This is a genomic window from Micromonospora sp. SL1-18 (assembly GCF_047921505.1).
Lineage (GTDB): Bacteria > Actinomycetota > Actinomycetes > Mycobacteriales > Micromonosporaceae > Micromonospora.
The window spans coordinates 74,814-96,401 of sequence record NZ_JBLROA010000017.1; the positions used below are offsets into that span (position 1 = coordinate 74,814).

The following is a 21,588-nucleotide window of genomic DNA, read 5'->3' on the forward strand; positions in this document are numbered from 1 at the left end:
TTGACCATGATTTGACGCGGTGTCAAGGGGTAAGTCACGCCACCGGAACGCCAAGCAGGTCGGCGGTGCGTTCCCACAGGCGGGTCGCCAACTGGTCGTCCTTGACCTGCCGGTGCACCGGCCCGTTGGGCTTCAAGCCGTGGTAGTAGTCGCCGTTGACCGTCTCCGGATCGGGCATCGTGGCCAGGTGGACCAGTGGCGCGGCACCCTGCTCCAGGGTGACCAGCCCGCCCAACAGGCGATACCGGACCAGCGCGGCGATCAGCGGGGTGTCCCGGTTGATCTCGGTGGTGGCCACCACGCCCGGATGGAACGCCGTCGCGGTCAGGCCGGTGCCCTGCGTACGACGGGCCAGCTCGCGGGTGAACAGGATGTTCTGCAGCTTCGTCGTCCCGTACCGGAGCATGCCGGATCGTTTGCGGGCGCCTTCGAGATCGTCGAGGTCGACGTTGCCGAACCGGTGGCCCTTGCTGGAGGTGCTGATGACCCGCGCCGGCCCGACGGTGGTCAGCCGCTGCAGCAGCAGGTTGGTGAGCAGGAACGGGGCCAGGTAGTTGACCTGGAACATCAGGTCGTGGCCGTCCTCGGTGCGGATCCGCTTGGACAGCACGACCCCGGCGTTGTGGGCCAGGACGTCGATGCGGGGGTAGCGGTCCAGGAGGGTGTCGGCGAGCGCGCGTACGTCGGCCAGCCGGGCGAAGTCGGCGACCAGCGGCTCGGCACCGATCTCGCGGGCGACGGCGGCGGTCTTCTCCGGTGACCGGCCGACCACCGCCACCGTCGCGCCCAGGCCGGCCAGCCTGCGGGCCGCCTCGGCACCGATGCCCGCGCTGGCGCCGGTGATCACGACGGTCTTACCTTCCATGGTCCGATCGTTCAAGGCACTCGCCCTCGTAAATGTGACGATGGCTCATGGTAGGAGGGTCAGTGGCCGATGGCCAAGGCACTGGCCCGCGCCAGTCGACCCGCACTCACCCGCGCGTCAGCCCGTCGTCCAGGTCCGGAGCTTCTCACGAGCCTTCTCGGTCGCGGTCGACCTCACTGAGCGTCACACTCGGCGTCGCACCGGCCGTCGCCGCCTTCCTCGGCCGGCGCACCGGCAACCCTTCACGGGTAGGGTGCCGGGGACACTGAGTCGGGAGGTGGCTGTCGATGCTCGCGGGACTGGCGGTGCCGCCCGCGGTCGAGGCGGAACGGGTGATCACCGCCGTGCTGGCCGACCTGCGCTCCGGCGACCACCGCGGCGTGGTCGTCGACTCCCCGCCCGGCGCCGGCAAATCCACGCTCGTGGTGCGCGCCGCCGTCGAGCTGGCCGCCGCCGGCGAGTCGCTGATCATCGTGGCGCAGACCAACGAGCAGGTCGACGACCTCATCGACCGCCTCGCCCGCAAGGCCCCTGAGCTGCGCATCGGCCGGCTCTCCGCCACCGACTACCAGCCGTCCGAGCGGGTCGCAGGCCACCAGACCGTCCGTGTCGCCGCGAAGGTCGCCGACCTCAGCGGGTCGGCCGTGATCATCGGTACGGCCGCGAAGTGGGCCACCCTCGGCGAGGGAGTCTGGCCGTGGGCGATCGTGGACGAGGCGTACCAGATGCGCTCGGACGCCCTGCTGCGCGTGGCCGGCCGGTTCGAGCGGGCGCTGTTCGTCGGTGACCCCGGGCAGCTCGACCCGTTCTCCACCGTCGAGACCGCGCGCTGGACCGGCCTGACCTGGGATCCGATGCAGTCGGCGGTGCTCACCCTGCTGCGGCACAACCCGGAGCTGCCCGTACACCGATTGCCGGTGTCCTGGCGGCTGCCCGCCTCCGCGGCGCCGGTGGTGGCCGCGGCGTTCTACCCGTTCACCGGGTTCCGGGCCGGCACCGGGCACGCCGACCGGGCGCTGACGTTCACCGAACCCGGCCCCGGCGACCGGTTCGACGCGACCGTGGAGGTGGCCGCCGCCTCCGGCTGGGCGCTGTACGAGCTGCCGGCCCGGCACACCCTGCGTACCGATGGCGAGGCCGCGGCGGCCTGCGCGGCTCTCGCGCTGCGGGTGCTGGAGCGCGGCGCGGTCGCGGTCTCCGAGCAGGCCCCCGACGGCGCGCCCGTGACCGCGGACCGGATCGCCGTCGGCGCCGCCCACCGCGACCAGGTGGCGGCCATCCGGGCCCGGCTCGGCGAGGCCGGCGCGGGCATCACCATCGACACCGCCAACCGGCTCCAGGGCCGGGAGTACGACGTGACGATCGTGTTGCACCCGCTGTCCGGGCGACGCGACGCGACCGCGTTCCACCTGGAGTCGGGGCGGCTGTGCGTGCTCGCCTCCCGGCACCGGCACGCGTGCGTGGTCGTGGCGCGGGCCGGGATCGCCGAACTGCTCGACGCGCACCCGTCGACCGAGCGGGTGCACCTGGACGTGCCGGTGAAGTTCCCGGACGGCTGGGCGGCCAACCAGGCGATGCTCACCCACCTCGCCGCGCACCACGTCGCCTGAGGAGACCGGCCGTACCCGCTGCCTGTTGCCGGAGGTGCCGTACGCCCCGATGTGCCGAGTACTTCGCCAACGTTCGCCCTATGTTGTCGTCCACAGGGTATCGGTGATCTCGATTATTATGTTCCGCCCCTTATCTGTTTCTGAACGTAGAGTCACCCGGCAGACCTGGACCCTCGACCCCGCCCACCGGTTCCGAGCCTTCACAACTGAAACCCGCGTCGACGCGAGCTGGGTCAACACCACCTCCAAGCTCAACCACTATGGCGACGACTCCGACAAACCCCGATGGATTGTCGAGGACGCCACTGGCGCGGTCACCCGGAACATCCCGGGGCCTGACGGTGACCTCGTCGCCACGGCGTCCTCGGCCGGTGGTACCCGACTACACCTGACCTGCCTGCACGCAGACGTGGCCGCGACTATCGACGCCGGGCTGACCGAGCCCGAACTGTTCGACTACGAAGAGTTCGGCGGGCGCCGATGCAGGCGTTTGTGCCTGGTCTGCAGTGGATAGGTGTGGTATCGCTGGTCTTTGGAGTTATCGACGCGGCGGCCTCATGCAAGGCAAAAGCAGTCTCGTGTGGCCTGGGCATCGGGGGAGCCGTTGTCGGTGGCGGTGCGATGAGGTTGGCGAAGACTGCGAACAGGGCCCGAGCCGGCTATCAGAGTGCCCAGAAAGCACGAGCCGTCTACAAGCCGGGGTACAACTCCCGGAAGTTGCAGAACAAGCGCAAGTTGAGTACAGCGGCCGCGAACGCGAGAAGGCCGCCGACAAGGCCCAGCGGCGGTACAACCCGTGGAAGTACACCGGTGTCGGCTACGCTGCCACGGCGGGAGTCCAGACGGCCTGCAAGGACGTGCATCCATGCGGGAGCAGGGTATGTAGGTGGCGGGGCGGTTGGATCTGAGTGACGATCGGGGCCCGAAGGACGTTCTCTCGGACCCCGGCGGTCGTCTGGTGCGCCTGATGGCTGGTCCGGTTGTTTGGTTGACGGGGTTGGCCGATGACCAGGCGGCGCTGCGCCGGCAGACGGTGGAGCGGCCGACCCACTCCGTCGAGGCCAACCTGCGGAACCAGGAGCGAGGCTACGCGTGGACGGTGTTCGGCGCGTTGTGGGCGTTCGGTGGTGTGGCTGCTGACCTGCTGCTCGGACCGGCGATCGGGAAGACGGCCGCCGACACGTTCTTTGGTGTGGTGATGTTCGGGCTGGTGCTATCGGCGGTCAGCGCAGGGTTGAGCGGGCTGCGGGCGATGGCGGCGGGCCGGTGGGGCTGGCGGGTGTTCCCCGGCGATGCGGCGGACAAGAAGACCCGGCTGCGGCTGCGTCAGCGCCAGGGCTCGCAGGCGAACGCCAGCGGGCGCCGGCATCTGCGGTTGTTGCGGTGGGCGTGCCAGCCGTGGCGGTGGGATCCGCTGGTCGCGGCGATCGTCGCGATACCGTTCTACTTCGCCGGCGTCGACATGTGATCGGCACATCGGAAGGACTACGACCTGTGCCTGCGCCGCGCTCAGGCGCATTGTGTGCTGATCCGAGAAGTCGCCTGATGGACGCCGGTTGCCACAGCGCCTCCGGCTGGGCGTTGTACGAGCCATACCCTGCGTACCGATGGCGAGGCCGCGGCGGCGTGCGCGGCCCTCGCGCTGCGGGTGCTGGAGCGCGGCGCGGTCGCGGTCTCCGAGCAGGCCCCCGACGGCGCGCCCGTGACCGCGGACCGGATCGCCGTCGGTGCCGCCCACCGCGACCAGGTGGCGGCCATCCGGGCCCGGCTCGGCGAGGCCGGCGCGGGCATCACCATCGACACCGCCAACCGGCTCCAGGGCCGGGAGTACGACGTGACGATCGTGCTGCACCCGCTGTCCGGGCGGCGGGACGCGACCGCGTTCCACCTGGAGTCGGGGCGGCTGTGCGTGCTCGCCTCCCGGCACCGGCACGCGTGCGTGGTGGTGGCGCGGGCCGGGATCGCCGAACTGCTCGACGCGCACCCGTCGACCGAGCGGGTGCACCTGGACGTGCCGGTGAAGTTCCCGGACGGCTGGGCGGCCAACCACACGATGCTCACCCACCTCGCTACGCATCACGTCTGCTGAGGAGGCGCCAACCAGAGCTGACCGGGCAGAGCGACCACGCCCTGCCCGGTCAGGCGGCCCGGTCAGAGGAAGTAGCGGAGCCAGATGTAGAGCCAGGCGATCAGGCAGCTCATGATCGTGACGACGATGCCGTACCGAGTGAACTGCCAGAACGAGATGCGGTGACCGGTGCGGGCGGCGATGCCGATCGCCACCACGTTGGCGCTGGCGGCGACCGCCGTGCCGTTGCCACCGAAGTCCGCGCCGAGGGCGAAGGCCCACCAGAGCGCCTGGCCGATCCGCGGGTCGGGCACCTCGGCCACCAGCCCTTCCACCACCGGGGCCATGGTGGCGACGTACGGGATGTTGTCGAAGAACGCGCCCAGCACCGCCGAGCCGAACAGCAGCGCGGTCGCGGCGCCGAAGAAGTCGCCGTCCACCTGGCCGATCACCCACTCGCCGAACGTGCTGATCACACCGGTGTGCACCAGACCGGCGACCATCACGAACAGGCCCATGAAGAAGACCAGGGTGGGCCACTCGACCTCGTTGAGCGCCTCGGTGACGTCCATCCGGGAGACCAGCAGCATCACCCCGGCGCCGACCATCGCCACCACCGACGGGTCGATGTGCAGGACGGAGTGCAGCGAGAAGGCGACCACCACCAGTCCGAGCACGACCAGGCAGCGCACCAGCAGCCGCACGTCGGTGATCGCCCGCCGCTCCTGCAGCGCCAGCACCGCGTTGACGTGTTCCGGGTTGTACTGGAACGACTTGCGGAACAGCACCCGGGTGAGGAGCACGAAGACCACGAAGATCACCCCGACGATGGGGGCCATGTGCGCCAGGAAGTCCGTGAAGGTCAACCCGGCGCGGCTGCCGATGATGATGTTCGGCGGGTCGCCGATCAGGGTCGCGGCGCCGCCGATGTTGGAGGCCAGGATCTCGGCGATCAGGTACGGCTGCGCGGGGATGTGCAGCCGGTTGCAGACCACCACGGTTACCGGGGCGACCAACATGATCGTGGTGACGTTGTCCAGGAACGGCGACGCGACGGCGGTGATCAGCATCAGCATCACCATCAGCCGATACGGCCGACCGGCCGACCGCTTCGCGGACCAGATGGCGAGGTAGTCGAACAGGCCGGTCTGCTTCAGCACCCCCACGATGATCATCATGCCGAGCAGCAGGAAGATGACCTCCCAGTCGACCCCCGCGTGCTGGGAGAACCACACGTCAGCCCCGGGCGCGAAGCCGACCACCACCATCACAGCGGCGGCGACCAGCACCACTTTGACCTTGTCGATCTTCTCGGTGGCGATGAAGAAGAACGCCACCACGAAGATGACCAGCGCGGCGACGGCGCTCACCGGTCACCCTCCGACCAGCTCGCGCCCCCGCGCCCTGAGATCAGACGTCCGGGTGGGCCACCGCGAATTCGGCGATCACCCGCTCCAGGGTGATCGCCCCGACAAGTACGCCGACGCCGTCGACCACCGCCACCAGCGGGCTGCGCTGCCGAGCCATCAGGGCGGCCACCTCCAGCAGCGTCCCATCCAGGCCGACCGTGACCACCCGGGCCGGCTCCCGATGCAGGCAGTCGCCCACGGTCAGGTCGCCGAGTTCGTCCCAGTAGTGATCCGCGTGCGCCTCGTCGATGGTCCGAGCCAACGCCCGATCCGCCCGGAAGCTGTCGGGCACCGCCATCCGCAGCACCTGGGTGCCCGGCAGCACCGTGCGCGGCCGGCCCCGGTCGTCCACCACGATCAAGCCGGGCAGCCGGCGCAGGGCCATCAGCCGGACCGCCCGGGCCACGGAGTCCGAAACGGTCACCGTCGGTACTGTCACGGCGATCTGCTGTGCCTGCATTCCACCAACTCCCCGGACGTGGACCAATCTCCTGAAACGCCGCGATCATGCGGACCTGCCCTGAAGCTCGGCGAGCTGCCGTTCCAGGCTCGCCAGCCGGTCGGCCACCGAGGCGCTCTGCAACACCGCAGCGACCTGGTCGGCCTCGTCAAGGTCCAGTTCGATGCGGTCGACCGGTACGTCCGGATCACCCGCCCCGTAGCGGAGCAGCGATCGCCGGCCGGTCTGATACACCAGTACGCCAAAGCGCTGCCCACCCCGGGTCAGGAAGTGGTTGACGACGCCGACGCCGGAAACGCTGGTTCGGGTGATCTCCACCGTGGCCTCCTTCGGGTAGGGGCGGCTGCTCGCCATCAACGTTTCGGGAATCCGGCCTGCCCGACCATGGGGTCCGACACCCATCTCGACCGGGGCGGAACATGCAGGTGAACGGGGGTGTGAATGGGTGCTCGACCGGATGGACAAACCTTCCGCTCCCGGGCGAGGCTGGCCCGGTGACCAACACCGCTGACCGGGCAGCCCTCCCCGAACCTGGCCGCCGAGGGGAGGCCGGACGCCAGGCCCCGGCCCAGGCGTTGTTCCGCCGGCTGGTCGTGCTGAACGGCCTGGTCTTCACGATCGGCACGCTCGTGCTCGCGCTCTCGCCGGCCACCGTCTCGTCGCGGGTGCGGCTGGCCGAGATCCCGGTGCTGACCGTCGGGCTGGCACTCATCCTGACGGTGAACGCCCTGCTGCTGCGGGCCAGCCTGGCCCCGCTCGACGCACTGACCGCGCTGATGCGCCGGGTGGACCTGCTGCGCGGCGGAGACCGGCTGGCGGACTCCGGCAACGGCGACCTGGCGGACCTGATCGCGACCTTCAACGCGATGCTGGACCGGCTGGAGGCGGAACGCAGCGCCAGCAGTGCGCACGCGCTCGCCGCCCAGGAGGGGGAACGGCAGCGGATCGCCCGGGAACTGCACGACGAGATCGGGCAGAGCCTCACGGTCGTGTTGCTCGGCCTCAAACGGGCCGTGGACCGGGCCCCGGACGAACTCCGCGATGAACTGCACGCCGTACAGGAGACGCTGCGGTCCAGCCTTGACGACGTGGGACGGGTGGCCCGCCGGCTCCGGCCGGACGTGCTGGAGGATCTCGGGCTGCTCAGCGCGATGAACGCGCTGGCGACGGAGTTCTCCCAGATCAGTGGGGTACCGGTGGTACGACGGGCAAAGCCCGACCTGCCGCCGCTGAGCGCAGAGAAGGAACTGGTGATCTACCGGATCGCCCAGGAGAGCCTGACCAACGTGGCCCGGCACGCCCGGGCCGGCCGGGTCGAGCTGTCGCTGCGGCCCGAGCCGGGCACGGTGGTGCTGCGGGTCGCCGACAATGGTCTCGGCGAGGTGAGCCCGGAGGGCGCCGGCATCCGAGGAATGCGGGAACGGGCGCTGCTGATCGGGGCCCGGCTGTCCATAACCGCCGTGCCCGGCACCGGCACCGAGGTCCGGCTGACCGTTCCCGCCGACGGTCCCACTCCTTCGACGGCGGAGAGGAAGCGGGGATGAGCGTGTCCACGACCAAGACCCGGATCATGCTGGCGGACGACCACGCACTGGTCCGGCGGGGGCTGCGACTGATTCTCGACGCCGAGCCTGACATGACGGTGGTCGCCGAGGCCGCCGACGGGGCGGAAGCGGCGGAGGCGGTCCGCCGGACCGAGATCGACCTGGCCATTCTGGACATCGCCATGCCGCGGATGACCGGCCTGCAGGCCGCCCGGGAGATCTCCCGACGAGCCCCCGACGTACGCATCCTGATGCTCTCGATGCACGACAACGAGCAGTACTTCTTCGAAGCGCTCCGGGCCGGCGCCTCCGGCTACGTGCTCAAGTCGGTTGCCGACCGTGATCTGCTGGAGGCGGTCCGGGCGGCGATGCGCGGCGAGCCGTTTCTCTATCCGGGCGCGATCACCGCGCTGATCCGGGACTACCTGCACCGGGCCCGGCAGGGCGAAAAGCTGCCGGAGAGCATCCTGACGCCCCGGGAGGAGGAGATCATAAAGCTGATCGCCGAGGGGAGTTCGGCGAAGGAGATCGCCGAGACGCTGGTGATCAGCGTGAAGACGGTCGACCGGCACCGGGCCAACATTCTCCAGAAGCTCGGCATGCGCGATCGGATCGACCTCACCCGGTACGCGATCCGGGCCGGCCTGGTCCAGCCCTGAGCCCCGCCAACCAGAGCTGAATCGAACCTCGTCGACCTCGACTTCCGCACCTGCTGGATCAAGGAAGCCGGGACGGACCATCCCAAGCGCCGGTACTCCGATCGGGTTTCCCAGGTCAGCAGCCGGATTGCCGGGGGCGAATGCGGCAAATCGACGCGCGGGGCCTTTACCACTGGCATGAATTCTGCAAGGTTGCCTGAGGCTGTCGCTCGGCGTTCACCTTTCATCCATCGACAGGTTGAAGTCGGACGCCAGCGTCCCCAGGTCGGCCCGCGGAATGTCGGAGCCGAATCACCACCACCGGGAGGTCCGGGTCCATGCCCCGTGCGCTAATACGGCGAGTCGTCGTCGCCCTGTCCTTGTCAACAGCTGGCTTAGCCGGCCCGATGCTCGCCGACCCGGCAGCTGCCAATCCGGACGGTACGGACCTGGTCATCAGCGAGGCGTACGTCAACGGCGGGTCGTCCGGCGCGAGCCACCTCAACAAGTTCGTCGAGCTCTACAACCCGACGTCAAAGGCAGTCTCGCTCACCGGCGACACCCTGCAGTACCGCGCGCCGACGAGCACCGGCGTGCCGACCGGTTCGCAGGTGTTCGCGCTGTCGGGGACGGTGGCCGCGCACGGCCACTTCCTCATCCAACTGCCGAGCAACGGCACCACCGGCGAACCACTGCCCACGCCCGACCTGAGCACCGGCGGCAGCATCAACCCGGGCGCGGGCGGCGGCACGCTCTTCATCGCGGCCAGCACCTCGGGCGTGCTCCCCACCGACACCTCCGTCATCGACAAGATCGGCTGGGGGAACAGCAACTCCCCGGAGGGAACCGCCGCGACCGGCAACTCGGTCGTCCTGAGCTATCAGCGCGACGCGGCCGGTACTGACACGGACAACAACGCTCCCGACTTCCCCGTCGCCACCCCGTCGCCGCAGAACGCGGCCTCCGACGGCGGCACGGCGGCCATCACGGTGACGAAACCCGGCACCCAGAATGCGGTGGTCGGCGCCTCGATCGCGCCACTGACCCTCAGCGCCTCAGGCGGCACCGCACCGTACGCATGGACGGCGACCGGGCTGCCCGCGGGCCTCGCGATCTCCTCGGCCGGCGTCGTCTCCGGCACCCCGACGGCGGCCGGCACGTCCTCGGTGACGGTCACCGCGACCGACTCGACCGGCGCCAGCGGCTCCGCGTCCTTCGACTTCTACGTCGCGACCGAGGGGGCGGTCCTGCCGATCGCCGAGATCCAGGGCACGAACACCGACACGTCGCCGTACGTCGACCAGACCGTGACGACCGAAGGCGTCGTGACCGCTGTCTACGCCACCGGCGGGTTCAACGGCTTCTTCATTCAGACCGGTGGCGCCGGCGGCACCGAGGCGGAAGACGCCACGCCGGGCGCCTCCGACGCGATCTTCGTGTTCGGCTCGGACGCGGCCGGCCAGGTCAGCATCGGCGAGAGCGTCCGGGTCACCGGAACTGTCGCGGAGTACCAGGGCGAGACCGAGATCACCTTCCCGACGGTCAGGAAGCTCGCCACGGCGCTGCCCGCCGTCAAGCCGCTCGTGATCCCGTGGTCCCACCTCACGACGGATGCTCAGAAGGAGGCGCACGAGGGCGAGCTGATCGCGCCCCAAGGCACCTTCACCGTGGCGGACAACTACAACGCGAACTACTACGGCTCCTTCACCCTCGCCGCCGGTGACACGCCGCTGCGCCAGCCCACCGACGTCGGCCCCGCTGGCAGCGCCGAGGCGCAGGCCGCGGTCGCCGACAACGCCGCCCGGACGGTGACCCTGGACGACGGCTCGAGCTGGAACTACAGCACCAGCACGTACACCGGCACGCCGCTGCCGTGGCTCACGCCGAACAACCCCGTCCGCATCGGCTCGAAGGTCACCTTCCACCAGCCGCTGATCCTCGAATACCGGTTCTCGCTGTGGAACCTCCAGCCGACCCAGCAGGTGACCGACGACGGCCACGCGGTCGCGACCTTCAGCGACACCCGAGCCGTGAACCAGCAGCCGGCCGCCGTCGGCGGGAGCGTGCACCTGGCGACGTTCAACGTCCAGAACTACTTCCCGACGACCGGAGAGGCGTACGTCGCCAAGGGTCTGGGCACCTGCACCTACTACAACGACCGGGCCGGCAATCGCATCACCGTGAAGACCTGCTCCGGCCCCGGCAACAGCTCCGGCCCGCGCGGCGCCGCCAACGACGCCAGCTTCCAGCGGCAGCAGGCGAAGATCATCACCGGCATCGACCGGCTCGGTGCCAGCATCGTGTCGCTGGAGGAAGTCGAGAACTCCGTGAAGTTCGGCCAGCCGCGGGACACCGCGCTCGCCGGCCTCGTCGACGCGCTCAACGCCGCCGCCGGCTCCAAGGTGTGGGCGTACGTGCCCTCCCCGGCCGACGACAAGCTGCCGCCGCTCTCCCAGCAGGACGTGATCCGCACGGCGTTCATCTACAAGCCGGCGGATGTCGCGTTCGTCGGGTCGTCGGTGGTGCTCACCGGTGACTCGGGCCCCGGCCAGCCGTTCTCGATCGCTCGCCAGCCGCTGGCGCAGGGCTTCAAGAAGGCCGGCGCGACCGACGCCGACGCGTTCCTGGTCGTAGCCAACCACTGGAAGTCCAAGGGCAGCGGGACCCCGCTGTACGACGGCGACGCCGAGGACACGTCCTCGCCGGCGGTGAACCAGGGTGCGTTCAACGCGACCCGGGTGCGCCAGGCGCAGGACACGAGCGCCTTCGCCACGCAGGTGGCGGATAGCCTGGGCACGAACCGGATCTTCCTGGTCGGCGACTTCAACGCCTACACCCAGGAAGACCCGATGCGGGTCCTGTACGCCAACGGCTACAGCGACCTGGGCTCCACGCTCGACCCGTCGGAGTGGACGTACTCCTACAACAGCCTGCAGGGCTCGCTCGACCACGTGCTGGCCAACGCGGCCGCACGCGCGCTGGTCACCGGGGCGGACGTGTGGCAGATCAACGCGCAGGAAGCGGTGGCCTACGGCTACAGCCGCTACAACTACAACGCCACACTGTTGTTCAACGGCAACGAGCCGTTCTCGGCGTCGGACCACAACCCGGTCGTCGTCGGGCTGAACCCGCCGGTGACGCCGCCCGTGGCCGCATGGAGCGCCTCGAAGGCGTACAACACCGGCGACAAGGTCTCCTACCAGGGCGCCACGTGGCAGGCGCTCTGGTGGACCCAGAAGCAGACCCCGGGTGACCCCTACGGCCCGTGGCAGGAGATGGCAACCGCCGCCGACGGCACCGCCATCTGGACCCCGTCGCGCGTCTTCGACACCGGAGACACCGTCGTCTACCAGGGCAAGAAGTACGTCGCCCAGTGGTGGACCCGTAATCAGGTCCCCGGCCAGCCCAACGGCCCGTGGAAGAGCACCAGCTGATTCGACGGTAGTGCGATCGGGGCCGCCTTCCACGCGAAGGCGGCCCCGGTCGTTGGCGCGTTGGCTGCCGCTCGGGCGGCCCGGATCAGTCGCCGCGCTGGTGCAGCAGGAGGTCGGCGACCACCGGCCGGTGGTCGGACGCCTCGGTCGCCATGGTGCCCGTGCCCACCACGGTGATGTCCGGCGAGACACTGATGACGTCGATCCGGCTCACCGGCTTGATCGCCGGATACGTCTTGGCGCCACCCGGGGCGGTGTCACGCAGGTCCTGCCAGAGGGCGGCCAACTCGGGCGCCCCCGGCTGCGCGTTGAGGTCGCCGACCAGCACCTTCGGCCCGGAGTCGGCGGCCAGGATGTTCAGCGTGTCCGCGACCTGCATGCGCCGCACAGTCGGGTCCGCACGGTAGTCGAGGTGCGTGGAATACACGTGCACGTGCGCACCCCGCACGTTGATCGTCACCTCCGCGAAGCCCGGCGCCGGTTCGGGTACCGGGTTGGGCACCTGGGTGGAGAGTCGGGTGATCTCATTGTTCACCGCGTCGAGGATCGGGTAACGGCTGAGCACCGCGACCCCGTACTGCCGGCGGGGCGCACCGGCGGTCAGCGGGTCGAAGTCGTAGATCGGCGCGAAGAAGGCCCGCATGCCCAGCCGCCCGGCGAGTTCCTCGGCCTCGTCGACGAAGTCGCTGCGGGCCCCCCAGTGGACGTCGACCTCCTGAAGGCCGACCACGTCGGCGTTCAGCGCCCGGATCGCCTCGGCGGTCCGGTCCAGGTCGAAGACGTTGTCCTCCCCGGCCCCGGCATGGATGTTGTAGGTGGCCACCCGCAGCGCCACGGGCGGCGCGGACGATCCCGCGGGCTCGATCGCGCTGGCCGGCGCGGCCAGCGACAGCGGTGCCAGCGCAGCGGCGAGCGCGGCGCCGAGCAGGGCACGGCGGTGAATGTTCAATCTCAACGGATCCTCCAGATCAAAAGGTGGACAGGGCACGTTTCGACATGAGGCGTTTCCTCCGGTACGAGAACGGCGCATAGTTCGCCCCGGTAGGAGGCGCAAAATACGCTACGTGTCGCGCGGGAAAAGATCAACGATCTCTGATTGAAGCCGGCATGGCGAGCCGGTAGCGCGCCGATGGCGACCATCGTGGTGACCGGTGACCGATGTGACGCTTCGGATCGAAGCACCGCCGTATTCGGTAGTGCCGGGTGTTGATCGTCGGATCCGCCCGGCTTGTCCGACAGGTGCCGAGCTCCACGAGGCACCCCCCTCCGACCTGGGAGTTGCATGTCCATCTTCCGGCGACGTCCAGGCGCGTCCATCGCGCTGATCGCCCTGTCCACCACTCTCGGCGCGGCGGCCACCGCCGTACCCGCGTCAGCCGCCCCGGCCCGGGCGGATCTCTCCGTCGATCTCGCCGTCAGCCCCACCCGGATCCCGCTGAACGGCAAGCCCGTCACCGCCGACATCCACGTCGCGAACGCGGGGGCCGCGACCGCGGACGGCATCACAGTGGTAATCGGGATTCCCGCCACCGCCCACATCGGCGGTGAGGGCCCAGCCACGGATTCGCCCTGGCAGTGCGTCCTGGGCCGGCCAGCCCGCTGCACCCACCCCGCCCTGGCGGCCGGGACGAGCGCGGCCCCGCTGAGCCTCCCGATCTCGCTGCCCGAGGGCACCGACGGCCGGTCGGTGGCCATCACCGCCACCGGTACCACCACCAGCCACGAATCGTTCACCAAGAACAACTCCGACAGCCAGTCGGTCACCTACGACGCGAGCATCGTCTACCCCGACCTGTACGTGGACAGCGCGGTGCCGATCCCGGACTACCAGGTCATCGAGGGCGACTGGGTCAAGTACCCGATGCGGTTCGGCAACACCGGCAACATCGCCGCCGACGACGTACGGGCCCACGTCGTCGCCGCCCCGGGCCTGTTCGGAGGCGTGGGCAACCAGTCCGACCCGTCGTGGCAGTGCACCACCATCGTGGACGGCCGGGAGTGGGAGTGCGTCAACGGCCCCCTCGCGGTCGGCGCGGTGACCCCGACGCTCTCCTTCAGCGGGCGGGTGCCGGCCGGCGGCCAGCCCGGTGACCGGCTGCCAGTGACCGTGACGCTCTCGACCAGCACCCCGGACGAGGACCCGGCCCGCAGCGTGTACGAGGGTGGCTTCGAGTACGGGACCCCGGCGTACGTGAGCGGGCGGGTCTGGCTCGACGCCGACCAGAACGGCCAGCGCGACCCCGGCGAGGGCACGGCGGGGCTGGACCAGCTCGACATCTCCGTCGTGCCGGCGGACGGCGGCACCTCCGTCAACGTGTCGGTGAACGCGGACGGCACGTACCGGGTGCCCGTGCACGCTGGCCGGTATCTCCTTGAGGCCGGCTTTGCCCCGGGCTCGTACCGCTTCACCACGCCAGACGTCGGCGACGACGCCACCGACTCCGACGTTCATGTCACGTACGACTCCTGGGACTACGTGAGCGCGCAGAGTGATCCGGTGGACATCGCGGAGGGCGGCGAGGCGATCCTCGACATCGGCCTCGTGGCCATCGGCTGAGCCGTACTCGGTCAATCTGGTAGCCCCGCGGCCCCGGTGGGATCCGATCCCGCCGGGGCCGTGCCGCGCGCGGCTCGTCGGCCCGTACAACCGTTTCCGACCGACCGCCGTCTGTAGGGGGGAACTGACGGAGGTAACCGGATGCCCGACGCATCGGAACAGGAATACGTCGAGTACCTCAGCGCGCGGCTGCCGATGCTGCACCGGCTGGCGTATTCGCTGTGCGGAGACACCGACCAGGCCGACGACCTGGTGCAGGAGACGGCGGTCCGGCTCTTCGAGCGCTGGTCCCGGGCGTCGCGGGCCGACCAGATCGACGCGTACGTCAGGACGATCCTGGTGCGGCTCTTCCTCGACGGCCGTCGAAAGGGCTGGTGGCGGATCCGGCTCTTCGGCGCGCCGCCGGATGTCCGCCGCACTGAGGACCACGGCGTGGAGGACCGGACGGTGCTGCGCGACGCCCTGGCGAAGGTGGCCCCGCGTCAGCGGGCCGTCCTGGTCCTGCGGTTTCTGCACGACCTGCCGGTGGACGAGGTGGCCCACACCCTGGGCTGCTCGGCCGGCACGGTGAAGAGCCAGACCTCGCACGGTCTCGCCGCGATGCGCCGACTGCTCGGCGACCGGGAGTTGATGGAGAGAGGAGCGGTGCGATGACAACCGATGAGGAACACTTCGCCGGACTGCTGCGCCATCTCGACGACGGCCCCGACCGGCCGTCCCGGGTGGACCTGTCCACGGCGATACGCGAGGCGCGCCGGCGCCGGCGCAACCGCAGGACGTTCACCGCCTCGGTCGCCGGGGTGGCGGCGGTGGCGGCGGTGGCGGCGGTGCCGCTGGCCGTACGGGCCGGACGGCCGGCCGAGCAGGGGCCGCCGATGGCGACGGGGACGTCGGCCAGTGCCAGCCTTCCGCCGCCGTCGGCCAGCCCCAGCCTTCCGCCGCCGTCGTCCGGGCCGACCACCTGCACGCCCGAGCTGCTGCCCATCCCCGGGGGAGCCCGCAAGAGCCTGGTCACCGGCGGCGACCCGACCGGCCGGTATCTGCTCGGCCGCTCGTACCTGAACAGAGGCTTTTCCTACCCGGTGATCATCTGGGACGGCGATCGTGCCCACGAGGTGCGGCTGCCCGGCTCCGACCAGCAGCTGACCGACATCAGTCCGTCCGGCGTCGCCGTCGGTGGGGCGTATGTCGGCGACCGGCCGCAGCCGTACGTGGTGCGGTCGGGCAAGGCCACCCGGCTGCCCGGGGTGGCGGCGGGCGAGGCCACGGCGATCAGTGACGACGGCCGGATCGTCGGGGCCCGGCAGGTCGGCGACCGGCGGCTGCCGGTGCTGTGGTCCGACCCGGGCAAGCCGGCCGTCGACCTGCCGCTGCCCGGCCCGAAGTGGGAAGGGATCGCCATCGGCGTCGACTCCGAGGGCACGGTCGTCGGCAAGATTCAGAACGGTCCGAGCGGGGCAACCCAGGCGGTCGTCTGGCGCTCCGGCGGGAAGCCCGAGCTGCTGCCGCTGCCGTCGGTCACCGACGGTACTGCGACGGAATTCCATCCCGTGTCGTTCCAGGGCGGGTGGATCACCGGCACGGCGTACCGGGACGACGGCGACACGCGGTTCATACACGCGGTCCGCTACCACCTGGCCCGCGGCGAGTACGTGCCGTTGCCGGCCAAGCTCAATCCGTCCGCCGGCAACGGTCGAGGATGGATGGTCGGCCCGCTCGACCACATCGACGCCGGACTGACGACCGACGACGGGCTGGTGCGGCTGCCCGACTTCGACGGGGGCACTGGCCGGTACGGCGCGGGCGCGGTGAGCATCAGCGATGACGGGCAGGTGATCGGTGGCCAGCTCGACACGAAGCCGGACCGGCGCACCATCGAGATGCGCGCGGTCCGCTGGCGCTGCCACTGACCGGTGCTCCGGCGCCCGGGTGATACCCGGGCGCCGGACCCGTCTTCTACCCAGCCGTGCGGCCGTGGCCGCACGGCTCCGGGTCGTGAACACGTGCCCGGATACCCCGTCCGGCCCCAAGATTACGCACGTGGAATCCTGTCAAAGGCCGTGTGGCGAGGAACAACGGAGGTTAGGGTTACGCGATAATCGCCAGGCCCCGTTATCGCAAGGTGGGTTGAATGTCGCCCGACCGCGATCAGCGCCAAGACCCCATTCTTCGTTGGCTACGCAAACCGGTGGAGGTTCCGGGCTCCGAATATGAGCGCCGTGGGCAGAAGGGCGAGGATACTCGGCGTCCGACCCTCGCGGAGGCTCGTAGGCAGGGGCCACGGGGGTTATTGCGCGTCCTCGGGCCGGGAATCACCACCGGGGCGGCCGATGACGATCCCAGCGCTATCGGCACCTATGCCCAGGCTGGCGCGCAGGCGGGTTTCGGACTGCTCTGGACCGGCCTGTTCGCGTTGCCGATGATGATGGCGGTGCAGGAGTTGGCGCAGCGGATCGGGCTGCAGACCGGCGTTGGCTTGGGCACCGCGTTGCGCCGGAAGTTCCCGGCCTGGTTGGTCACGACGGCGGTGGCAACGCTATCTGTATCGAACGTCATCGTAATAGCTGCCGACCTGCAGGCAGTGGCCGCCGGAATGGAGTTGCTCTCACACGGCTTCCTGCGCGCGTCATGGTTGATCGCTCCGGTGGCGGTTGTGCTAGTTGGCTTCCAGCTGCTCGGTAAATACCGGACGCTGTTCAGGACATTCAAATGGCTTACGCTGACCTTGTTCGCATACGTTGGCGCGGCCATTTTGTCTCACGCACATCCGCTGCAGGTATTGGCGGCCACCTTCGTACCACACGTTGAGATATCAGGCCAGTTCCTGCTCTTGCTGGTGGCGGTCCTGGGGACGACCCTCTCGCCATATCTGTTCTTCTGGCAGCCGGCCGAGGAGATCGATGACCAACTAGCCGCCGGCAAGCTGTCCGTCGAAGAAAGAGCGAACGCCGACCAGGACGAGATTCAATCGGCACGAGTCGACACCTTCATCGGCATGTTCTTCAGCCAATTGGTGGCGTATTGCATCATCCTCAGCGCGGCCGCCGTCCTCCACGAGCACGGCAAAACTGACATCAAGACGGCGGCCGACGCCGCCCAAGCGCTGACCCCGTTCGCCGGCCAAATCGCCTCCGTGCTCTTCGCCGCCGGGTTCATCGGCACCGGCATCCTCGCGATTCCCGTTCTGTCCGCGTCAACCGCCTACGCAATCAACGAGGCGGCGCTGATACCCGCCAGCCTCGCCGCACGGCCCAAACGCCAACCCACATTCTACGTGATCATCGTGCTCGCAACAGCGATCGGCGTCGCCATTAACCTGCTGCACGTGAACGTCATCCAGGCCCTCGTCATAGCGTCGGTCCTCAGTGGCGTCGCGGCAGTGCCACTCCTGGTGTTGATGACCCTGTTCGGCGCCGACCCCCACCACATGGGCCAGCGGGCCAGCGGGCTACTCAGTCGTAGCGTGACCTGGATAAGCACCGCAGCGATGACATTGGCAACCATCGCGCTACTCGCCAGCCCCGTATTCTCATCCTGATTCTGCAACTGGCTTCGGCAACGGGCCGACTTCGCGTTATCGGTTCGGACCCGACGAATCGGCTCACGCAGGCGGCAGTCAGGCGCCGACGGCGACGGCGATGCCGAGAACGAGCATGCCGACGCCGGTCGCGGCCTGCATGAAGCGTTGGGTGGCGGGTCAGGTCACCCGTTCGCGGCCCTTGTCGAGGGTCCAGACGTAGAGGCTGAACCAGGTACCGGAGATGGCCGCCCAGATCACGCCGAGGGCGACCGACGAAGCGAGCACCGGTCCGTCGGCGGTGACGAACTGCGGGATGAGCGACACGGCCACCACGCCGGCCTTGGGGTTGCCGAGGCTGGTCGCCACGCCGACGAGAAAGCTGTTCCGGCCCGTGGCTGCCCCAGGTCCGACCACTGACGGTTCCCGGCCGGGTCGCCCGCGCAGCGCCCACAGCGACTGCCCGCCCAGCCCGCAGAGGACTGCCGCGCCGCCGATCCGGATCGCCAGGTAGGCGTGCGGATTGGCCAGCAGCACCGCGGACAGGCCGAGGGCGGCGACGCTCGCCCAGATCAGGATGCCGGTGGACGCCACCGTGAGCAGGCCACTGCGGCGACCGAAGGCCAGCATCTGTCGGGTGACCGAGGCGTTGTTGGCACCGGGCAGCACGGCCAGCAGGGCCACCGTGGTGACGAAGGCGACGAGGTGCGTCGGCATGAGCGTCCTGTTCGTGAAGCGGGATCGAGGGCCGGCTCCCAGCGTGACGCTTGTCGAGCAATTACAGAAGTTACCTATACCGGCTTGGGCGTTAAGATTCCTTCATGCAGCGCGACCCCGGTCAACTGCAGCTGCTCGCGTTGATCCGGGCACACGGCTCCCTCGCGGGCGCCGCCCACGCACTCGGGGTGACCCCGGCGGCGGTCTCCGGGCAGCTCGCCCGTGCCGAAGCCGACTGGGGCACCCCGCTGGTCGTCCGCGGCCCGCGTGGCGCCAGACTCACCGAACCGGGACATGTCCTCGCCGACGCCGGCGACGTCATCATCGAGCAGTGCACCCGGGCCGGTGACCGGGTCAGCGCCATGCTCGGCCCGCTGTCGCGCCGGCTGCGCATCGGCACGTTCCAAGCCGCCGCCCAGCACCTGCTGCCACCAGCACTCACCGCGCTGCGCCACCACCGCCCCGACGCCGAACTGACCATCGTCGAGATCACCTCGGACCGGGGCGTCGACCTCGTCGACACCGGGCAGCTCGACGGCACCGTGACCGCCAGCTACGGCACCACACTCACCGCGCCACCGGCCGTACGCACCCACCCGTTGCTGATCGACCCGATGGCCCTGTGCCTGCCGGACGACCATCCGCTGATCCGCCGCCAGCGCACACCGCGCGGACTACGCCTCGACCAGCTGGCCGAGGATCCGTGGATCGTCATCGTCGCCGGGCACGCCGCCCGCAGGCAGCTCGATCAGGTCGCCGCCGAAACCGGGTTCACCCCGCGGGTGCAGTTCGAGACCGAGAACTACAACGTTGCCCAGTCGCTGGTCGGCACCGGCATCGGCGTCACGATGCTGTCTCGCCTGACCATCACACCTACTCCCGGCGCGGTGCATCGTGAGCTGACCAGGCCTCGCCTGCACCGGCACGTTCACGCCGTCACCGCGTCCACCACGCCGACCCCGCTCGCCGAGCAATTCCTCGCGCTGCTCACCCAGGTCAGCACCGACCTCGCCGACAAATGGGTTGCCACACCGGTCGGCGCATGAGTGGTGGCACGCGCCGGGGCGAAGGTGATCGGATCAGTCGCCGGCGTTGATGATCTTTCTTAGCGATTCCGTGTAAGCGGTGAAGGCGGTACGGCCGGCCGGGGTCAGGCTCACCCAGGTCCGGGCCCTGGATGGGCGGAATCCGGGGGCGTGGCCCAGCCGGCCGCGCCGGAGAAATCCGCTACAGATGCGCCGGACGTGTATAGGATTCCTCCTGTGGGTCGAGCGGGAAAGTCGGCAGCCGGACGGGGGGTCTTGCGAGATCTTCCACCGACCTTTACGTACTCGCAGGCGATGGCGGCTGGGGTCTCTCGCTGGCAGCTCTACCGCCTGCGTGACCAGGGTTCCATCGAAGTCGTCGGCCGAGGTCTCTACCGTCGTCATAACGCGGAGGCGGCGGACATAGATCTCATCGAGATCGCTCGGCGTGCACCTCTCGCCACACTCTGCCTGGCTACCGCGCTGGCTAGGCATGGCCTCACCGATGAGATCCCGTCCCGCATCGACGTCGCAGTGCCGCGCGGGCAGCACCGACCCATCACCACCGCGCCGGTTGCCTGGCATTTGTTCGATCCCGTCACCTTCGAGATCGGGCGCACCAACCTGCCCCTTGACTTCGAGACCTCGATTGGGCTCTACAACGCCGAACGGAGCATCATCGATGCCATCCGCCTGCGGCATCGTGAGGGACCGGACCTGGCGTATGCGGCGCTCAGACGGTGGCTGAGACAGCGAGGTGCGTCTCCGTCAAAACTCCTGGCGATGGTTCGGCATTTTCCCAAGGCCGAGCGGCCACTCCGAGAGGCGTTGGAGATCTTGCTGTGACCACCCGACCGACCCGAGGCACCATCGCCGGCCGTGCCTACCTCGACCTTCAGAACCTTGCCCGCCGCACGAACCGCCCCACCGATGAACTGCACCAGTTGTACGCCCTGGAAGGCTTTCTTGCTCGCCTGTCCCGCTCTTCCTATGCGGACAGGCTTGTGCTCAAAGGCGGCGTCTTGATGGCGGCTTATGCCGCCCGTCGGCCCACCAGGGACGTGGACCTGCAGGGCCGATGGATCTCCAACGACACGGATCATGTGCTCGGCATCGTCCGCGACGTGGCCAGCCTGCCGCTCGACGATGGCCTGATCTTTGACACGACCACCGTGACTGCGGAAACGATCCGGGACGACGACGTCTACACCGGCGTCCGAGTCAGCCTCACGGGAAACCTCGCTGCCGCCCGGTTGACCTTTCATGTCGATGTCAATGTCGGCGATCCGATATGGCCCGACCCGCAGCCAATCAAGCTGCCCCGTCTGCTCGACGGGGAAATCGTGGTAACCGGCTACCCGCTGCCCATGGTGTACGCGGAGAAGCTGGTGACGGCATTGCAGCGCGGCGAGGCAAACACTCGCTGGCGTGACTTTGCCGACGTGCACCTACTGTCTGGGCAGCACAACGTGGACGGCGGGGAACTCGCGACGGCCGTGCGACGGGTTGCCGAGTATCGCGAGGTCGAGGCCGCTCCGCTGAGCGAGGTCCTCGATGGCTACGCGGTGTTGGCCCAATCACGGTGGACCGCTTGGCGGCGCAAGCATCGCCTCGACGACCGGCTGCCCCAGGAATTTGCGGTGGTGTTGCAGCGCGTGTTTGCGCTCGCCGATCCGGCACTTTCGGGGGCCTCGGCCGGACGGACCTGGAGCGCCACGTCCGGCGGATGGACAGCAGGGTGAGG

19 protein-coding genes and 1 pseudogene are annotated in these 21,588 nt (G+C 69.4%); 14 read left to right on the top strand and 6 right to left on the bottom strand.

Annotation, left to right across the window (positions count from 1 at the left end; all coding sequences use genetic code 11):
* Window positions 1-34: 34 nt before the first annotated feature.
* Window positions 35-865, bottom strand: coding sequence for an SDR family NAD(P)-dependent oxidoreductase (locus ACNAW0_RS11195; RefSeq protein WP_416287702.1), 831 nt, complete (start codon window positions 863-865; stop codon window positions 35-37).
* Between the two features lie 287 nt (window positions 866-1,152).
* Here ACNAW0_RS11195 and ACNAW0_RS11200 point away from each other — a divergent pair, with 287 nt between their 5' ends.
* The 4 genes and pseudogenes from ACNAW0_RS11200 to ACNAW0_RS11215 all read left to right on the top strand — a co-directional run.
* Window positions 1,153-2,475 carry an AAA domain-containing protein gene (locus ACNAW0_RS11200; protein ID WP_416287703.1) on the top strand — a complete coding sequence of 441 codons (1,323 nt, stop codon included), beginning with the start codon at window positions 1,153-1,155 and terminating at the stop codon, window positions 2,473-2,475.
* A gap of 103 nt (window positions 2,476-2,578) precedes the next feature.
* Window positions 2,579-2,989 carry a hypothetical protein gene (locus tag ACNAW0_RS11205; RefSeq protein ID WP_416287704.1) on the top strand — a complete coding sequence of 137 codons (411 nt, stop codon included), beginning with the start codon at window positions 2,579-2,581 and terminating at the stop codon, window positions 2,987-2,989.
* Between the two features lie 483 nt (window positions 2,990-3,472).
* Entirely contained in the window at window positions 3,473-3,943 is a 471-nt protein-coding gene (locus ACNAW0_RS11210; protein ID WP_416287705.1) for a hypothetical protein, read from the top strand.
* A gap of 95 nt (window positions 3,944-4,038) precedes the next feature.
* Window positions 4,039-4,564, top strand: a pseudogene (locus tag ACNAW0_RS11215) (AAA domain-containing protein); the annotation flags it as partial.
* Window positions 4,565-4,626: 62 nt separating this feature from the next.
* On the opposite strand, the gene ACNAW0_RS11220 reads toward ACNAW0_RS11215, so the two are convergent.
* The 3 genes from ACNAW0_RS11220 to ACNAW0_RS11230 form a co-directional block, all read right to left on the bottom strand.
* A complete protein-coding gene (locus ACNAW0_RS11220) occupies window positions 4,627-5,913 on the bottom strand; it encodes an ArsB/NhaD family transporter (protein ID WP_416287706.1) in 1,287 nt (428 codons plus the stop codon).
* Between the two features lie 40 nt (window positions 5,914-5,953).
* Entirely contained in the window at window positions 5,954-6,376 is a 423-nt protein-coding gene (locus ACNAW0_RS11225) for a CBS domain-containing protein (protein ID WP_416287707.1), read from the bottom strand.
* 81 nt (window positions 6,377-6,457) lie between these two features.
* Window positions 6,458-6,730, bottom strand: coding sequence for a hypothetical protein (locus tag ACNAW0_RS11230; protein WP_416287708.1), 273 nt, complete (start codon window positions 6,728-6,730; stop codon window positions 6,458-6,460).
* A 176-nt stretch (window positions 6,731-6,906) separates the two neighbouring features.
* Between ACNAW0_RS11230 and ACNAW0_RS11235 the strand changes: the two genes are divergently transcribed.
* The 3 genes from ACNAW0_RS11235 (at window position 6,907) to ACNAW0_RS11245 (ending at window position 12,028) form a co-directional block, all read left to right on the top strand.
* The gene (locus ACNAW0_RS11235; RefSeq protein WP_416287709.1) at window positions 6,907-7,956 is read left to right on the top strand and encodes a histidine kinase; all 1,050 of its coding nucleotides are present in this window, start codon (window positions 6,907-6,909) and stop codon (window positions 7,954-7,956) included.
* Window positions 7,953-8,615 (top strand): response regulator, encoded by a 663-nt coding sequence (locus ACNAW0_RS11240; RefSeq protein WP_416287710.1) that lies wholly within the window; start codon window positions 7,953-7,955, stop codon window positions 8,613-8,615. The genes ACNAW0_RS11235 and ACNAW0_RS11240 overlap by 4 nt, the downstream gene beginning before the upstream one ends.
* Before the next feature lie 386 nt (window positions 8,616-9,001).
* Window positions 9,002-12,028 carry an ExeM/NucH family extracellular endonuclease gene (locus ACNAW0_RS11245; RefSeq protein ID WP_416287711.1) on the top strand — a complete coding sequence of 1,009 codons (3,027 nt, stop codon included), beginning with the start codon at window positions 9,002-9,004 and terminating at the stop codon, window positions 12,026-12,028.
* 85 nt (window positions 12,029-12,113) lie between these two features.
* Here the strand turns inward: ACNAW0_RS11245 and ACNAW0_RS11250 are convergent, their stop codons facing one another.
* Window positions 12,114-12,983, bottom strand: coding sequence for an endonuclease/exonuclease/phosphatase family protein (locus ACNAW0_RS11250; protein WP_416287712.1), 870 nt, complete (start codon window positions 12,981-12,983; stop codon window positions 12,114-12,116).
* Window positions 12,984-13,310: 327 nt separating this feature from the next.
* Between ACNAW0_RS11250 and ACNAW0_RS11255 the strand changes: the two genes are divergently transcribed.
* The 4 genes from ACNAW0_RS11255 (at window position 13,311) to ACNAW0_RS11270 (ending at window position 18,123) form a co-directional block, all read left to right on the top strand.
* Window positions 13,311-14,585, top strand: a complete 1,275-nt coding sequence (locus ACNAW0_RS11255; protein WP_416287713.1) for an SdrD B-like domain-containing protein — start codon at window positions 13,311-13,313, stop codon at window positions 14,583-14,585.
* Between the two features lie 141 nt (window positions 14,586-14,726).
* A complete protein-coding gene (locus ACNAW0_RS11260) occupies window positions 14,727-15,239 on the top strand; it encodes a SigE family RNA polymerase sigma factor (RefSeq protein WP_416287714.1) in 513 nt (170 codons plus the stop codon).
* Window positions 15,236-16,495, top strand: a complete 1,260-nt coding sequence (locus ACNAW0_RS11265) for a hypothetical protein (protein ID WP_416287715.1) — start codon at window positions 15,236-15,238, stop codon at window positions 16,493-16,495. The genes ACNAW0_RS11260 and ACNAW0_RS11265 overlap by 4 nt, the downstream gene beginning before the upstream one ends.
* Window positions 16,496-16,716: 221 nt before the next feature.
* On the top strand, window positions 16,717-18,123 hold the full coding sequence (locus tag ACNAW0_RS11270; RefSeq protein WP_416287716.1) for an NRAMP family divalent metal transporter: 1,407 nt from the start codon (window positions 16,717-16,719) through the stop codon (window positions 18,121-18,123).
* A 159-nt stretch (window positions 18,124-18,282) separates the two neighbouring features.
* On the opposite strand, the gene ACNAW0_RS11275 is transcribed toward ACNAW0_RS11270, so the two are convergent.
* On the bottom strand, window positions 18,283-18,819 hold the full coding sequence (locus tag ACNAW0_RS11275) for a LysE family translocator (protein ID WP_416287717.1): 537 nt from the start codon (window positions 18,817-18,819) through the stop codon (window positions 18,283-18,285).
* Between the two features lie 104 nt (window positions 18,820-18,923).
* On the opposite strand from ACNAW0_RS11275, the gene ACNAW0_RS11280 reads away from it, so the two are divergent.
* The 3 genes from ACNAW0_RS11280 to ACNAW0_RS11290 all read left to right on the top strand — a co-directional run bounded on the left by ACNAW0_RS11280 (window position 18,924) and on the right by ACNAW0_RS11290 (window position 21,586).
* The gene (locus tag ACNAW0_RS11280; RefSeq protein ID WP_416287718.1) at window positions 18,924-19,865 is read left to right on the top strand and encodes a LysR family transcriptional regulator; all 942 of its coding nucleotides are present in this window, start codon (window positions 18,924-18,926) and stop codon (window positions 19,863-19,865) included.
* A gap of 216 nt (window positions 19,866-20,081) precedes the next feature.
* On the top strand, window positions 20,082-20,690 hold the full coding sequence (locus ACNAW0_RS11285; RefSeq protein WP_416287719.1) for a type IV toxin-antitoxin system AbiEi family antitoxin domain-containing protein: 609 nt from the start codon (window positions 20,082-20,084) through the stop codon (window positions 20,688-20,690).
* Complete coding sequence (locus tag ACNAW0_RS11290) at window positions 20,687-21,586, top strand: nucleotidyl transferase AbiEii/AbiGii toxin family protein (RefSeq protein WP_416287720.1); 900 nt, start codon at window positions 20,687-20,689, stop codon at window positions 21,584-21,586. Before ACNAW0_RS11285 ends, ACNAW0_RS11290 begins: the two co-directional genes overlap by 4 nt.
* The last annotated feature ends 2 nt before the right edge of the window (window positions 21,587-21,588 follow it).

Bases quoted from the DNA above. Each gene is read 5' to 3' on its own strand.
- ACNAW0_RS11195 (WP_416287702.1), bottom strand. From the start codon at position 865: ATGGAAGGTAAGACCGTCGTGATCACCGGCGCCAGCGCGGGCATCGGT.
- ACNAW0_RS11200 (WP_416287703.1), top strand. From the start codon at position 1,153: ATGCTCGCGGGACTGGCGGTGCCGCCCGCGGTCGAGGCGGAACGGGTG.
- ACNAW0_RS11240 (WP_416287710.1), top strand. From the start codon at position 7,953: ATGAGCGTGTCCACGACCAAGACCCGGATCATGCTGGCGGACGACCAC.
- ACNAW0_RS11245 (WP_416287711.1), top strand. From the start codon at position 9,002: ATGCTCGCCGACCCGGCAGCTGCCAATCCGGACGGTACGGACCTGGTC.
- ACNAW0_RS11255 (WP_416287713.1), top strand. From the start codon at position 13,311: ATGTCCATCTTCCGGCGACGTCCAGGCGCGTCCATCGCGCTGATCGCC.
- ACNAW0_RS11260 (WP_416287714.1), top strand. From the start codon at position 14,727: ATGCCCGACGCATCGGAACAGGAATACGTCGAGTACCTCAGCGCGCGG.
- ACNAW0_RS11265 (WP_416287715.1), top strand. From the start codon at position 15,236: ATGACAACCGATGAGGAACACTTCGCCGGACTGCTGCGCCATCTCGAC.
- ACNAW0_RS11270 (WP_416287716.1), top strand. From the start codon at position 16,717: ATGTCGCCCGACCGCGATCAGCGCCAAGACCCCATTCTTCGTTGGCTA.
- ACNAW0_RS11275 (WP_416287717.1), bottom strand. From the start codon at position 18,819: ATGCCGACGCACCTCGTCGCCTTCGTCACCACGGTGGCCCTGCTGGCC.
- ACNAW0_RS11280 (WP_416287718.1), top strand. From the start codon at position 18,924: ATGCAGCGCGACCCCGGTCAACTGCAGCTGCTCGCGTTGATCCGGGCA.